Annotated in this window: 14 protein-coding genes; 6 read left to right on the top strand and 8 right to left on the bottom strand. The window is 55.6% G+C overall.

Translation table 11 applies throughout. From position 1 onward, the window contains the following. Positions 1–170 precede the first annotated feature (170 nt). A complete protein-coding gene (acrD, locus tag OGV83_RS10545) occupies positions 171–3284 on the top strand; it encodes a multidrug efflux RND transporter permease AcrD (protein ID WP_047462093.1) in 3114 nt (1037 codons plus the stop codon). Positions 3285–3357: 73 nt separating this feature from the next. On the opposite strand, the gene ypfM is transcribed toward acrD, so the two are convergent. Next, on the bottom strand, positions 3358–3417 hold the full coding sequence (gene ypfM / locus OGV83_RS10540; RefSeq protein WP_001386977.1) for a protein YpfM: 60 nt from the start codon (positions 3415–3417) through the stop codon (positions 3358–3360). 410 nt (positions 3418–3827) lie between these two features. Between ypfM and OGV83_RS10535 the strand changes: the two genes are divergently transcribed. From OGV83_RS10535 to OGV83_RS10525, 3 genes are read left to right on the top strand one after another with little or no spacing between them, the layout of a single operon-like run. Further along, positions 3828–4184 carry an ArsC family reductase gene (locus tag OGV83_RS10535; protein ID WP_012131310.1) on the top strand — a complete coding sequence of 119 codons (357 nt, stop codon included), beginning with the start codon at positions 3828–3830 and terminating at the stop codon, positions 4182–4184. A gap of 3 nt (positions 4185–4187) precedes the next feature. Next, complete coding sequence (dapE, locus tag OGV83_RS10530; RefSeq protein WP_012131309.1) at positions 4188–5315, top strand: succinyl-diaminopimelate desuccinylase; 1128 nt, start codon at positions 4188–4190, stop codon at positions 5313–5315. A 27-nt stretch (positions 5316–5342) separates the two neighbouring features. After that, the gene (locus OGV83_RS10525) at positions 5343–5543 is read left to right on the top strand and encodes a YpfN family protein (protein ID WP_012131308.1); all 201 of its coding nucleotides are present in this window, start codon (positions 5343–5345) and stop codon (positions 5541–5543) included. 105 nt (positions 5544–5648) lie between these two features. Here the strand turns inward: OGV83_RS10525 and ypfH are convergent, their stop codons facing one another. The 6 genes from ypfH to dapA form a co-directional block, all read right to left on the bottom strand. Further along, positions 5649–6347: an esterase gene (gene ypfH, locus OGV83_RS10520; RefSeq protein WP_286463553.1), complete on the bottom strand. Its 699-nt coding sequence runs from the start codon at positions 6345–6347 to the stop codon at positions 5649–5651. Positions 6348–6420: 73 nt separating this feature from the next. Next, the gene (locus tag OGV83_RS10515) at positions 6421–8436 is read right to left on the bottom strand and encodes a tRNA(Met) cytidine acetyltransferase TmcA (protein ID WP_286463551.1); all 2016 of its coding nucleotides are present in this window, start codon (positions 8434–8436) and stop codon (positions 6421–6423) included. A gap of 15 nt (positions 8437–8451) precedes the next feature. Next, positions 8452–9315 (bottom strand): KPN_02809 family neutral zinc metallopeptidase, encoded by an 864-nt coding sequence (gene ypfJ, locus OGV83_RS10510; protein WP_024130129.1) that lies wholly within the window; start codon positions 9313–9315, stop codon positions 8452–8454. Between the two features lie 130 nt (positions 9316–9445). Beyond that, on the bottom strand, positions 9446–10159 hold the full coding sequence (gene purC, locus OGV83_RS10505) for a phosphoribosylaminoimidazolesuccinocarboxamide synthase (RefSeq protein ID WP_012131304.1): 714 nt from the start codon (positions 10157–10159) through the stop codon (positions 9446–9448). Between the two features lie 189 nt (positions 10160–10348). Continuing rightward, a complete protein-coding gene (bamC, locus tag OGV83_RS10500; RefSeq protein ID WP_012131303.1) occupies positions 10349–11383 on the bottom strand; it encodes an outer membrane protein assembly factor BamC in 1035 nt (344 codons plus the stop codon). 16 nt (positions 11384–11399) lie between these two features. Next, positions 11400–12278 (bottom strand): 4-hydroxy-tetrahydrodipicolinate synthase, encoded by an 879-nt coding sequence (dapA, locus tag OGV83_RS10495; protein ID WP_012131302.1) that lies wholly within the window; start codon positions 12276–12278, stop codon positions 11400–11402. A gap of 145 nt (positions 12279–12423) precedes the next feature. Here dapA and OGV83_RS10490 point away from each other — a divergent pair, with 145 nt between their 5' ends. Beyond that, a complete protein-coding gene (locus tag OGV83_RS10490; protein WP_200030502.1) occupies positions 12424–12996 on the top strand; it encodes a glycine cleavage system transcriptional repressor in 573 nt (190 codons plus the stop codon). Further along, a complete protein-coding gene (gene bcp / locus OGV83_RS10485) occupies positions 12996–13466 on the top strand; it encodes a thioredoxin-dependent thiol peroxidase (RefSeq protein WP_012131300.1) in 471 nt (156 codons plus the stop codon). Before OGV83_RS10490 ends, bcp begins: the two co-directional genes overlap by 1 nt. 115 nt (positions 13467–13581) lie before the next feature. Here bcp and iadA read toward each other — a convergent pair whose 3' ends face one another. After that, positions 13582–14745, bottom strand: coding sequence for a beta-aspartyl-peptidase (gene iadA / locus OGV83_RS10480; protein ID WP_286449834.1), 1164 nt, complete (start codon positions 14743–14745; stop codon positions 13582–13584). Between the last annotated feature and the right edge of the window lie 6 nt (positions 14746–14751).

Genomic DNA, 14751 nt, shown 5'->3' with positions numbered 1-14751 from the left:
CGCACGGCGGGAATACAGACAGGGCGGCACTGGCACAAAATGTATGCTGTAAACGTGCATGATAATTTACATTATCTTCTTTTTTTCTCCACGTTTGACACGTACCTTGCCGCTACAGTGAAGCAGGTCATACCCAATAATTATACGCAGAAACACGAGGTCCTCCTTTAATGGCGAATTTCTTTATCGATCGCCCCATTTTTGCCTGGGTGCTGGCAATCCTGTTGTGTCTGACGGGAACCCTGGCCATTCTCTCTTTGCCCGTAGAGCAATATCCCGACCTGGCGCCGCCAAACGTCCGCATTACCGCGAATTATCCGGGGGCATCCGCGCAGACGCTGGAGAATACCGTCACTCAGGTTATCGAACAGAATATGACCGGCCTCGATAATCTGATGTATATGTCGTCGCAAAGCAGTGGGACGGGCCAGGCAACGGTGACGCTCAGTTTTGTGGCCGGAACCGACCCCGATGAAGCCGTCCAGCAGGTACAAAACCAGCTGCAATCGGCAATGCGTAAATTGCCGCAGGCGGTACAGAACCAGGGCGTCACGGTCCGTAAAACCGGGGACACCAACATCCTGACCATTGCGTTTGTCTCCACCGACGGTTCAATGGATAAACAGGACATCGCCGACTATGTCGCCAGTAATATCCAGGACCCGCTCAGCCGCGTAAACGGCGTGGGGGATATCGACGCCTACGGTTCGCAATATTCGATGCGTATCTGGCTGGACCCGGCCAAACTCAACAGCTACCAGATGACCGCGAAAGATGTCACGGATGCCATCGAATCACAGAACGCGCAAATTGCCGTCGGGCAGCTTGGCGGCACGCCTTCGGTCGACAGGCAGGCGCTCAATGCGACAATCAACGCCCAGTCGCTGCTGCAAACGCCCGAGCAGTTCCGTGATATCACGCTGCGCGTCAACCAGGATGGTTCAGAGGTCAAGCTGGGCGATGTGGCGACCGTCGAAATGGGCGCTGAAAAATATGATTATCTCAGCCGCTTCAACGGTAATCCGGCCTCCGGTCTGGGGGTAAAACTGGCCTCTGGCGCCAACGAAATGGAAACCGCCAAACTGGTGCTTAACCGCCTGGACGAGCTGGCCGAATACTTCCCGCACGGTCTGGAGTATAAGGTGGCGTATGAAACCACCTCCTTCGTCAAAGCCTCGATTATCGATGTGGTGAAAACCCTGCTGGAAGCCATCGCGCTGGTGTTCCTGGTGATGTACCTGTTCCTGCAAAACTTCCGCGCCACGTTGATCCCCACTATCGCCGTACCGGTGGTATTGATGGGGACGTTCTCCGTCCTGTATGCCTTCGACTACAGCATTAACACGCTGACGATGTTCGCGATGGTGCTGGCGATCGGCCTGCTGGTCGATGACGCCATCGTGGTGGTGGAAAACGTCGAGCGCATCATGAGCGAGGAAGGTCTTTCGCCGCGCGAAGCCACCAGAAAATCGATGGGGCAGATACAAGGGGCGCTGGTTGGTATCGCGATGGTGCTGTCAGCCGTATTTGTGCCGATGGCTTTCTTTGGCGGTACGACCGGGGCTATCTATCGCCAGTTCTCCATCACGATTGTCGCCGCGATGGTGCTCTCCGTGCTGGTGGCGATGATCCTGACGCCCGCCCTGTGCGCCACGCTGCTAAAACCCCTGCACAAAGGCGAGCATCACGGACAGAAAGGCTTCTTCGGCTGGTTTAACCGGACGTTCAACCGCAACGCTGAACGCTACGAGAAAGGCGTTGCGAAGATCCTGCATCGCAGCCTGCGCTGGATACTGATCTACGTTCTGTTGCTCGGCGCGATGGTGGTGCTGTTCCTGCGTCTGCCGACCTCCTTCTTGCCGCAGGAAGACCGTGGGATGTTTATTACCTCGGTACAGTTGCCAAGCGGCTCCACGCAGCAGCAGACCTTAAAAGTGGTGCAGGAAGTTGAAAAATATTACTTCACCCAGGAGAAAGACAACGTCATGTCCGTCTTCTCGACGGTGGGATCGGGGCCTGGCGGGAACGGTCAAAACGTGGCGCGCATGTTTGTCCGCTTAAAAGACTGGGACGAACGCAATGCCACGACCGGCACCTCGTTTGCCATTATTGAACGCGCCACGAAAGCCTTTAACAAGATTAAAGAAGCGCGCGTTTACGCCAGCAGTCCACCGGCAATCAGCGGTCTGGGCAGTTCCGCAGGGTTTGATATGGAACTTCAGGACCATGCGGGCGCCGGTCACGATGCCTTAATGGCCGCGCGCGATCGGTTGATTGAGCTGGCGGCGCAGGACAGTTCGCTGACCCGCGTGCGTCACAATGGTCTGGACGACAGTCCACAGTTGCAAATTGATATCGACCAGCGCAAAGCCCAGGCGCTGGGCGTCTCTATCGACGACATCAACGACACGCTGCAAACCGCATGGGGCTCCAGTTACGTCAATGACTTTATGGACCGGGGCCGCGTGAAGAAGGTCTATGTACAGGCGGCGGCGAAATACCGCATGCTGCCGGACGATATCAATCTCTGGTATGTGCGTAATAAAGACGGCGGCATGGTGCCTTTCTCCGCCTTTGCGACGTCACGCTGGGAAACGGGCTCTCCGCGTCTGGAGCGCTATAACGGCTACTCGGCGGTCGAGATTGTCGGCGAAGCGGCGCCTGGCGTCAGTACCGGTACGGCAATGGATGTAATGGAGTCGCTGGTTCGCCAGTTGCCAACGGGGTTTGGGCTTGAATGGACGGCGATGTCTTATCAGGAACGCCTCTCTGGCGCGCAGGCGCCTGCGCTGTACGCCATTTCGCTGCTGGTCGTTTTCTTGTGCCTGGCCGCGCTGTATGAAAGCTGGTCGGTTCCGTTCTCGGTCATGCTGGTGGTGCCGCTGGGCGTTATTGGCGCGCTGCTCGCCACCTGGATGCGCGGACTGGAAAATGACGTTTACTTCCAGGTCGGGTTGCTAACGGTGATCGGCCTTTCCGCGAAAAACGCGATCCTGATTGTCGAATTCGCCAATGAGATGAACGAGAAAGGCCACGATCTGCTGGATGCCACGCTGCATGCCTGCCGCCAGCGTTTACGCCCAATTCTGATGACCTCTCTGGCCTTTATTTTCGGGGTGCTGCCGATGGCGATTAGCAACGGGGCGGGTTCCGGGAGCCAGCATGCCGTCGGGACAGGCGTCATGGGCGGGATGATCTCAGCCACCATTCTGGCGATTTACTTCGTACCGCTGTTCTTTGTGCTGGTACGTCGCCGCTTCCCGCTGAAACCGAAGCCGGAATAAGACACAAAAAAGGCGACTTACTTTGAGTCGCCTTTTTCTTATCCTTTTCAGGATCAGGATATCTTCCAGAAATTTATTTGCGAAGCATAACTTCGATAAAATCTTTCCAGTTCCCCAGTTCACGTTCAATCATAACAACCTCTCTTATTATTATGGCTATTCTACGAAAACATTATCCTCAAGAGAAGATAATTTAACCGATTGCAGTGATTACATCCTCCGGTGAATGGGGTTCATGGCATTACTATGACCCTGTAACCATAAATTTTATGTGACTTACTGCAATATTTTGAAACATTAATCCACTTCTGAAAACCGCGCTCATTTCAGTTAAGAAACAGCCTATTGCAGCTCGCTGGATTTATACTTCCCGATGGGATGCTTATTAAGCAACATTTCAGAATTATTATTCACAAGAGTTCAACAATGTTATATTTACCGTTTATTATGTCATGATAAATAACCGATATATGGCAGTTCCGCACTGACGGATACCACGATAATATTGCTTAATTATTCGTAATTCGCGTAAAAGGATTCAACATGATCACCGTCTACGGCATCAAAAATTGTGACACGATTAAAAAGGCGCGGCGCTGGCTGGAGGCTCACGGTATTGACTACCGCTTTCACGATTACCGCGCAGACGGAATCGATGCCGCGTTATTGAATACGTTTATTGCGGAGTCAGGCTGGCAGCCCTTGCTGAATACACGCGGAACGACATGGCGTAAACTTGATGAAGCCACGCGTAACGGCATCACGGATGCGGCGTCCGCCGCAGCATTAATGACTGAAATGCCAGCAATTATCAAACGCCCATTGCTCTGCGCGACCGGGAAGCCTATGCTGCTGGGTTTTAGCGAATCCAGTTATCAGCAGTTTTTTGATGAGGTGTAGTCTATGTCGTGCCCGGTTATTGAGCTGACACAGCAGCTTATTCGCCGCCCTTCCCTGAGTCCAGATGACGCAGGATGCCAGGCGTTAATGATTGAACGCCTGCGTGCAATCGGTTTTACCGTTGAGCATATGGATTTTGGCGATACACAGAATTTTTGGGCATGGCGCGGACAAGGCGAAACGCTGGCTTTTGCCGGGCATACCGATGTCGTACCTGCGGGTGATGTCGATCGCTGGATCAACCCGCCTTTTGAACCGACAATCCGCGACGGAATGCTGTTTGGCCGTGGTGCGGCAGACATGAAAGGCTCTCTGGCGGCGATGGTCGTTGCGGCTGAACGTTTTGTCGCCCAGCATCCAGATCATCAGGGGCGTCTGGCGTTCCTTATCACCTCGGATGAAGAAGCCAGCGCGAAAAACGGCACCGTGAAGGTGGTCGAAACGCTGATGGCGCGTAACGAACGTCTGGATTATTGCCTGGTCGGCGAACCGTCCAGCACTGAAATCGTCGGTGATGTGGTCAAGAATGGCCGTCGCGGGTCGCTGACCTGTAACCTGACGATCCACGGTGTGCAGGGGCACGTCGCTTATCCCCATCTGGCGGATAACCCGGTGCATCGCGCAGCGCCGATGTTGAATGAACTGGTGGCGATCGAGTGGGATCAGGGAAATGAATTTTTCCCGGCGACCAGTATGCAGATTGCCAACATTCAGGCTGGCACCGGCAGCAATAACGTCATTCCGGGCGAGCTGTTTATTCAGTTCAATTTCCGCTTCAGCACCGAACTGACCGATGAGACTCTCAAAGAGCGCGTTCACGCGCTGCTGGATAAACATCAATTACGCTACACGGTGGACTGGTGGCTTTCCGGCCAGCCGTTCCTGACGGCGCGCGGCAAGCTGGTGGATGCGGTGGTGAACGCCATTGAGCACTATAATGAGATAAAACCGCAGTTACTCACTACGGGTGGAACGTCCGACGGGCGCTTTATTGCGCGTATGGGGGCGCAGGTAGTCGAACTCGGGCCGGTCAACGCCACCATTCATAAAATTAATGAATGTGTTAATGCAGCCGATCTGCAACTGCTTGCCCGCATGTATCAACGTATCATGGAACAACTCGTCGCCTGACGCGTGTTCCTGTAAGAGGAAATAAGCATGGACTGGCTGGCAAAATATTGGTGGATTCTGGTGCTGGTGTTTTTGGTGGGCGTACTGATCAATGTGATCAAAGACCTCAAGCGGGTCGATCACAAAAAATTCCTCGCCAATAAACCGGAGCTGCCCCCGCATCGTGATTTTAACGATAAGTGGGACGATGACGACGACTGGCCGAAGAAAGATCAGCCAAAGAAATAGTCAGATAAACCTGTAGGCCTGATAAGCGTGTCGCCATCAGGCAACATACCGTCTGAATGCCGGATGGCGGCTTCGCCCCTATCCGGCCTACGGTTCAGTTCCGGCTTATATCATTTCGATAATATCATCATCATTCGGCTTACCGCCGCTCAACGCTTCATCAAAGTAGTGTTTCGGCACGGTATAGCGCAAATGGTCGAGCGCAAACTGCATACTGCGATCGTCAATCGCATGGCCTAAATCCTCGACGATATCCAGCGTCACATCGCCTCCGGCACGGACTAACGCTTCCTGTGCGGCAACCGCATGAGATAACTCAATCACCCGGTCTTCACCGCCGTGAATCAAATGTACCGTTGTGGCGGTCGTGGCGATTTCCGGCAAGCTGGCGTAGCGTCCGTTGAAAGCAATCACGCGCGATGCCAGACTCGGCTCGGCTTTGATGCTCTCAAGAGACATAATCGCCCCCTGCGAAAACCCAATCAGCGCGGTAGCCTCCGGCCCAACGCCGCTCTGTTTCTGCCAGTAGCGAACCGTCTCGATAAACACCGGCATAATCGCATCGACCCGCGCCTGGCGGTTCTCTTCCGTCACATTCTGAACCGAAAACCACTGACGCCCAGGCGCCGGGCCACAAGGTTCCGCGCCGCCAATGCTGACCACCAGCGCCTCTGGAAATAACGGTGCGAACCAGGAGCCAATTTCTCCCATTGAGACCGGGTTATCGCCCACGCCATGAAACAGCAACAGCAGTTGTTTCGCGGGTTTATCGGGGCTTTGAACAACAAAATGGTCATGTTTCATGGCGATCTCCTTAACTGATAAAACAGATTCTACGCCGCTTAATCACAATGACCATGCCAGGAAATTGAAGGAGTTAGTGAAAAAATTGCCATTGCAAAACGCGTTCGCGTAACCGCTGCGCCCGTTCGTCATCCAGTGCGGTAAGCGCATGGGCGACTTCCCGGCGCTGGGCGACAAGCAGCGCTTTACGCCCAGGCAAACCCAGCCGGATACACAGATTCGCGTCGCTGCACTTCTCCTCCAGGCGTCCACGCAGCGCGGGGAGCGCCAGCTCGCAGCGCTCAAGCAATCGACTCAGACAGCCTAACGACGTGAGCAACGGTCGATGGGCAAACGCAAAGCCCGCCAGTTCATCCCAGTCATCATCATTAAGCGTAGACGCTTTCAGCGGGATAACCGGGATCGCTTCTCCGTTCCAGCGAGCCAGTATCTCCGCATCCCGGCGCAGACGCTGGTGCTCGCGGTGCGCCAGCCGCGCGCCGGCCTCGCTGATGGGCAGCAAAGCCATCGCCGTATAACAGCCGCTGCTCGCCTCCTTGTGGTTCCCCATCCGCACCAGTACAAAACCGCAACGCTGCCAGAATCGCCAGAGTTCGGCGGTATAACCAAAACTGACGGAGAGATAGTCGCATCGGCTGGCGCCGCCGTATGCCTCAGCGATTAGCTGCTGCCCAATCCCTTCCCGCTGGCGGGCCGGGTGGACGGCAATACGGCTCACCCGACGCCCGGTCAGCGTCGCCGCCAGCGGATCGCCGCCATGAGCGGCCAACGACTGCGCGACAAGATTTCCGCGCGGGCGACGATAGCCCACCCACACGGCCTGGCTCAGCGCGGCCGATAATCCGCCCTCTTCCACCAGCCAGGCGGCCCCCGCTACCCGCTCAGCCGTAAAAGCGCCGAGAAAATGCTGCCCCGGCGCATCCATCATGCGACGCAGATCGAGTGGAGAGGTGCGGTAATGCGCGCCGGAAAGCAGCTGATACACCGCCAGCGGCTGCGCCGGCCCGGTATGCCAGAGCGCCTGTGTAAAAGCAGAGAACCGAATCGCCCCCTGCGGCGCATGGGCAAACGTCTCGTCGTCGAATATCAGCGCTTCGCCGACCCATTGTTCCAGCGGGCACCCCTGCGCCCAGCGAACAGGCTGTCGCAGTTCAAAACGCCGGAGATGAGGAAAACGGGCGCAGAACTTCAGCAAAAAACCGCGTCCCGTCCCTTCATAGCCCTGAACGGTGGTGGTCAACAATATGCGTGAAAAACGCGACGCCAGGCGATGCAGCAGCGGCGCGGGGATTGCCGCCGCTTCATCGACAATCAGCCAGTCGGCCGTCTCCGTGCCCGCCAGCAGCGCATCAGGAGCGAGAAAGCGAAATTTCTCACCGGCAAACTGCGCCAGTACGTCCGTCGCCGCTTTCGACGGCGCAGTTACAATAGCCGTCCCGCTCATCCGCGAAATTAACTGCCCGGCCAGCGCCGATTTACCCCGACCTCGCGCTGCCGTAACGGCGGCCACGCCAGGCGGCATCCGCAGCAGATGCCGCAAAATCGCGGCCTGCTCAGGCTGTGGTTCACCCGTAGCGGGTCGCCAGTGGGGACGGGCAGGAAAGCGCGGCCATGAAAACGGTTGAGACTGCTGCCAGTGCAACGCCTGCTCGTCACGGGACATCACGCGTTTGAGGTGCTGGATAAAATGTGGCGTTGCAACAGGCTGCGGGCAGTCGCTCCAGCGCAGCGAGTCCGCATCGGGACGGGATTCCCATGCAGAATACGGCGGCGTCAGCAGCACCAGCCAGCTTCCGGCTCGCAGCGTGCCGCTCAGCGCCGCGAATGCCGAGGCATCAAACCCCAACTGCGCATCAAAAACCGCGTGGCGGAACTCGCGTCCCAGCAGAGTTTGTAACGCCTGCGGCGTACAGTGCGGCGCGGCGGGCGCATCGGTTGCCACCCACAGCCAGTCGCCAGCCAATGCTTCTCGCAGCGCCAGCGCCCGTTCACGACACCAGGACGCATCGCCGCTGAGCACCAGCAGCCGACGAATCCCTTCCTGCGCCATTTGTGCGGTTAGCGCCCGCAATGCGTCATTGTCAGACATCCCTGCCCCGGTATGTTAAAAACCTTTGCCGAAGGTATTACATTGCGCCGGATCGCCGCTATCAAAACCGCGTTTAAACCAGGTATAGCGCTGCTCGGAAGTGCCGTGAGTGAAGCTGTCCGGCACCACGCGTCCCTGACTTTGTTGTTGCAGACGATCGTCGCCAATCGCCTGCGCCGCATTCAACGCTTCTTCCAGATCGCCGGATTCCAGTACGCCCTGTTGCTGCATGTTGTGCCCCCAGACGCCCGCGAAGCAATCCGCCTGTAGCTCCATACGTACGGAGAGTCGGTTCACTTCCGCTTGCGATGCGGTCTGTTGCAGCTGACGGACCTTCGGTTCGATGCCCAGCAGTTTTTGCACATGGTGCCCCACTTCGTGGGCGATAACGTAACCCTGGGCAAAATCGCCATCCGCGCCCAGTTTGTTTTTCATGTCATCGTAGAAGGAAAGATCGATGTAGACCGTGCCATCCGCCGGGCAATAGAACGGCCCCATCACGGACTGACCCGCACCGCATCCTGTGCGCGTCGCGCCACGGTACATCACCAGCTTAGGCTGCTGATATGTGCGCCCCATTTTCTCAAACTGCTGACCCCAGGTATCTTCTGTGGTCGCCAGAATGACGGAGGTAAACTTCGCGGCCTCGTCGTCATTTGGACTGATCGAACGCGTCGTTTCCTGCTGAGAAATCGGCTGCCCGGTCATTAAACCGGTAAGATCCACCCCGTAATAGCCCGCCACCAGTACGACAATCAGCAGAATGATTCCGCCTTTGCCGCTGGGCAAACGAAAACCCGGCCCGCCCATTGACGGGCCGCCGGAGCTATTGCGTCTGTCTTCTACATTGTCACTTTCACGACGCCCTTGCCAGCGCATAATCACCTCAACATACTATTCATTATGATGATGATCGTAGGCGGTTCAGCGCAAGATTACCATTAGAATAATGGTGGTAGAGAAAAACCGGAGAGCGTTGACTCTCCGGTTGATGCTGACGGGGGAAGAATTAATCTAACTGCACGCCCAGGCGACGTGCGACGGTTTCATAGGCTTCGATCAGGCCGCCCAGACTCTGGCGGAAACGGTCTTTGTCCATTTTATCCAGCGTCTCTTTGTCCCACAGGCGGCTGCCGTCCGGGGAAAATTCATCGCCCAGCACTACTTCGCCTTTGTACAGACCAAACTCCAGTTTGAAATCGACCAGGATCAGACCGGCATCGTCAAACAGCTTTTTCAGCACGTCGTTAGCTTTGTAAGTCAGCTCTTTCATGCGCGCCAGATTCTCTTTGCTCACCCAGCCGAAGGTTTCGCAGTAAGAATCGTTGACCATCGGATCGTGCATCGCATCGTTTTTCAGGAACAGGTCGAACAGCGGTGGGTTCAGTTCGATGCCTTCTTCAATGCCCAGACGCTTGACCAGAGAACCAGCCGCACGGTTACGCACCACGCACTCGACCGGCACCATATCCAGCTTTTTCACCAGACACTCGGTATCGGACAGCAGCTGCTCCATCTGGGTCGGGATGCCCGCTTCTGCCAGTTTAGTCATGATGAAATGGTTAAACTTGTTGTTCACCATCCCTTTGCGATCAAACTGTTCAATGCGCGCGCCATCCCCTGCTGACGTATCATTGCGGAATTCGAGCACCAACAGGTCCGGGTTTTCCGTGCTGTATACGGTCTTCGCTTTACCACGATACAACTCAGCTTGCTTTTGCATCTTTATTACTCCTGGTGTGAATTAACGATAAAAATTCATTTTCTGCCACACTTTGCCGGATGGCGGCGTTGCCTTATCCGACCTACAGCCTGGGGGCGAAATTACGGTAAAAATTGCGTTTTTCTGCCGACGCACACGTTTGCGTATCATATCAGAAAAAAGGGCTGGATTGCTCCAGCCCCTCAATTTTTACTTGCTGAACGCTGCCTGGAAGACGGCAACCAGCGCGTCGTTCTGGCTCTGCGTCAGGGTATGCCCCTTCGGATCGATAAACTGTAGGCTACTGCGGTTGTCTAAATCGCCCACCTGCAATTTATAGTCGCCGGACGACAGCCCCGGATCGGTTGCGCCCAGATCCTGCCAGCCGCTGTCAGACAGCGGTTTGTAGGTCACTGCCAGGCTGCCCTGAGAACGCGTGCTGTCGGTCACTTTCATGCCCACTTTTTCAAGCGCGGCTGGCAGACGCTGCCACACCACGTTGAACGGCCCACGGACGACCAGCATTGGCAAACCGGTGTCATCTGCGGCGCTCTGCACATCCATCGTGGCGGCAGAACGGTTTTGCGCGGCGTTCGCAGCGTCGGTGGCGGTTTTATCCAGACCCGCCGAGATTACGTTCATCATCTCAGCGCTATAACGCTGTAGCGAAGCGGCATCTGCGGCAGGCTTGCCAGCCTGTTCCAGATTCACCAGTTTCACCGTTACAGCCTGCTGATAACCCTGCGGTTTCACCGAGATTTGATAACGTCCACGGTACTGCTGGTCTTCATCCAGACGGTTCCATTCAACCCAATCGGTCGTCAGGGTCTGGCTGGCGTCATCACGTTTTTCAATCGTGTAGTTTTTGGACTGAATCACGCTGACAACCTGCGGCCACAGGTTGGTATTGCGACCATTTTCCACCAGCAAGGTTGCGGTATCGCCCGTAAACTGGGTACGCGCGCCGGTCACCAGCGCTAACGGCTGAGCAGGCGGACGAATGTCCAGCGCTTTGCCGACAGCGCCGCTGCCGTTGGTCACCGGAATGTTATAGTCGCCCGTCGTTACCGGCAGAATCATCCCTGCTGGCGCATGAAGTTCAGCAAGCGGCGCGGCTTCCAGATAGGATTCATCACCGCTCACCTGGCGCTTGTAGCGCGAGTCAGAGCTACAGGCCGCGAGCAGCATAATGAGCGAAACACCCGCAACCCTGGCCAGGCGCGACTTTTGTACTGAGTAAGCCATCAAATCTCCCTAAACTTTACAGCAAACCGGCATGCTTGAGCGCCGCTTTGACAATCTCACGACCCGTATCGGTGATCGGCGTCATCGGCAAGCGCAGCGTATCGGTCGCCACAAGTCCCAACTCCTTACATGCCCATTTCACCGGGATCGGATTGGGTTCGACAAATAGTTTGTTATGTAACGGCATCAGACGCTGATTAATCACCCGCGCGTCGGCAAAACGACCTTCCGCCGCCAGTTTGCACATTTCCGCCATATCACGCGCCGCAACGTTCGCGGTAACGGAAATCACGCCATGACCGCCGAGCTGTATGAAGTCCAACCCGGTCGCATCATCACCGCTGAGCAGAATAAAATCGTCTGAAACCAGCTCTTTGATCTGGTGAACCCGACTTAAGTTCCCTGTCGCCTCTTTGATTGCGACAATATTTTTTACTTTCGCCAGACGGCCGACGGTTTCCGGCAGCATATCGCAGCCTGTACGGGACGGCACATTATACAGAATTTGCGGCAGGTCAGTATGTTCAGCGATGGCTTTGAAATGCTGGAACAGACCTTCCTGAGTCGGGCGGTTGTAGTAAGGCGTCACTGTCAGGCAACCGACAACGCCGCTGTCGTTGAAACGCTGCGTCAGGCTAATGGCCTCCGCCGTCGCGTTCGCGCCCGTTCCGGCGATAACCGGAATACGCCCGTCCGCCAGCTCCAGCGTCATCATGACCACATCGCCATGCTCGTCATGGCTCAGCGTGGCGGATTCGCCGGTGGTGCCAACAGAAACAATCGCCGAGGTACCGCTGGCGACATGATAATCAATCAGTTTTTTCAGGCTTGACCGGCAGACATTACCTTTTTCATCCATCGGTGTAACAAGCGCGACAATACTTCCCGTGAACATGGGCCATCCTCTGTGCAAACAAGTTTCTCAATGGTACGTTTGGTACGACAATAAAAGCAAGAGACCATAGCCCTTCTGATTATTGTATGCAGGTTTTTTTTATGCTTTCCTTATGATTACCTCACCTCTCAAAGGAAGAACCGGTTTGACATCGTCATCACAACATTACCTGGTTATCACTGCGCTGGGTGCCGATCGCCCGGGAATTGTGAATACTATCACCCGCCATGTCAGCAGTTGCGGCTGCAATATCGAAGACAGCCGACTGGCCATGCTGGGCGATGAATTCACGTTTATCATGCTGCTGTCTGGTTCCTGGAACGCCATCACCCTGATTGAATCAACCTTGCCGTTGAAAGGCGCAGAGCTGGATTTGTTGATTGTGATGAAGCGCACCACCGCTCGCCCCCGTCCGGCCATGCCCGCAACGGTATGGGTACAGGTCGAGGTGGAAGATTCTCCGCATTTAATTGAACGTTTTACCGCGCTTTTCGACAGCCATCAGATGAACATCGCTGAGCTGGTCTCCCGCACGCAACCTGCTGAAAATGAAAAGGCTGCACAGCTGTTTATTCAAATCACCGCGCACAGTCCGGCATCCCATGATGCCGTAAATATTGAGCATGCCTTTAAAGCACTATGTACAGAACTCAATGCGCAAGGCAGTATTAACGTTGTTAATTACTCACAACATGATGAACAGGATGGAGTTAAGTAATGAATCCACTGAAAGCCGGTGACATCGCACCGAAATTTAGCTTGCCGGATCAAGACGGAGAACAAGTAAATTTGACCGACTTCCAGGGACAGCGCGTACTGGTGTATTTCTACCCTAAAGCCATGACGCCCGGCTGTACCGTACAGGCCTGTGGTTTACGCGATAACATGGACGATCTGAAAAAAGCAGGCGTAGACGTGTTGGGGATCAGCACCGATAAACCTGAAAAACTGTCTCGTTTCGCCGAAAAAGAGCTGCTTAACTTTACGCTCCTGTCCGATGAGGATCATCAGGTCTGCGAGCAATTCGGCGTCTGGGGGGAAAAATCCTTTATGGGGAAAACCTACGACGGCATCCATCGCATCAGCTTCCTGATCGACGCTGACGGCAAGATCGAACACGTATTTGACGACTTTAAAACCAGTAACCACCACGATGTAGTGCTGAACTGGCTGAAAGAAAACGCCTGATTTGCGTTTTGCCGGATAAAGCCTGATGCGACGCTAACGCGTCTTATCAGGCCTGGATTCGACAACCCCGTAGGCCGGATAAGGCGTTTACGCCGCCATCCGGCATACGCGTCGTTTATTCAAACGTTCCTTTCACGCACGCTTTACCGTCTTTCACCACCGCTTTGCCTTTCGCCCACAGATGGCTGACTTCCAGCGCCTGATTCAGCACCAGAATGTCAGCGTCACAGCCTGCCGCCAGACGTCCTTTATGCTCAAAGCCAAGAAATTCCGCGACGGTGCGGGTAAGCGGGCGCAGCGCCTGCTCCAGCGGCAGTTTATGCTGCGTAACTAACTGACGCAGCGTGCCGATCAGCGACTCAAAACCCGCCACGCCAATGCCCGTCAAATTCCCATGCTCATCAAATTCCGGCTGGCTGCCGTTGCCATCAGAACTCAGGGTAATGCGCGACAGCGGAACCTCATGGCGCAAGGCTGTCACGATGGCCGTCGCCGGATCGATCGGTTCATCAATGCTGCTGGTAATATCGATGTAGCCGCCATCAAGCGCGTACTCCAGCGCCGCCTGGAACAGCGGTTCGGCGCGGTTAACATGCGTCGGCAGCAGTTTCGTGATGGGGACATCGGCGTTGGCGAGAATATCGTACAGCGGTTCCAGCATGTGTGGGCTGTCGCCCATATGAAAGACGCTGATTCCCGGCTTCTGGCCCAGTAATCCCCCCACGCGGGACTGCGCCGCCATTGTCGCCAGCACGGCGGAATTCGGCGCAGAAGAACGATGATCGGAGACGGCGCATTTCACGCCAATCACTTTATCAATCAACGCCACATCGCGATCGACGCTCCCGGTGATGGTTGGCGAAGGCAGAGAATACGCCCCTGTTAACATCCATGCGCTGATCCCTTCATATTCCAGCGCGCGCGTTTTCGCCAGCAGAGATTCAGGATGACGGGTGATGCCGTCCGTTCCCAGCAGCCCGACAACGGAGGTAATACCGGCTTCAACCAACCGTGACAGCCGCACCTCTGGCGTACGGGTATGCGGCCCGGCTTCGCCGCCACCGCCGATGAGATGAACATGCTGATCGATAAATCCCGGGCAGACGATATCACCGTGGAGATCGACCTGCTGGCAACCGGGGAAGTCTTTCGCAGCGATAGTCGGCGCAATAGCGACAATTTTGCCGTTGGCAACCAGAATGTCCTGCTGGCCCAGATCGTCCGGGGCATATACGTGTCCGCGCTGAAAAAGCGTCAGATTAAGAATGGAACAGTCCATGATAGT

This window comes from Citrobacter sp. CK189 (genome assembly GCF_030333505.1).
GTDB classification, from domain to species: Bacteria; Pseudomonadota; Gammaproteobacteria; order Enterobacterales; family Enterobacteriaceae; genus Citrobacter_B; species Citrobacter_B koseri.
Note: the sequence above shows the minus strand (reverse complement) of the source record. Positions and strands in the feature narration are given on the sequence as shown.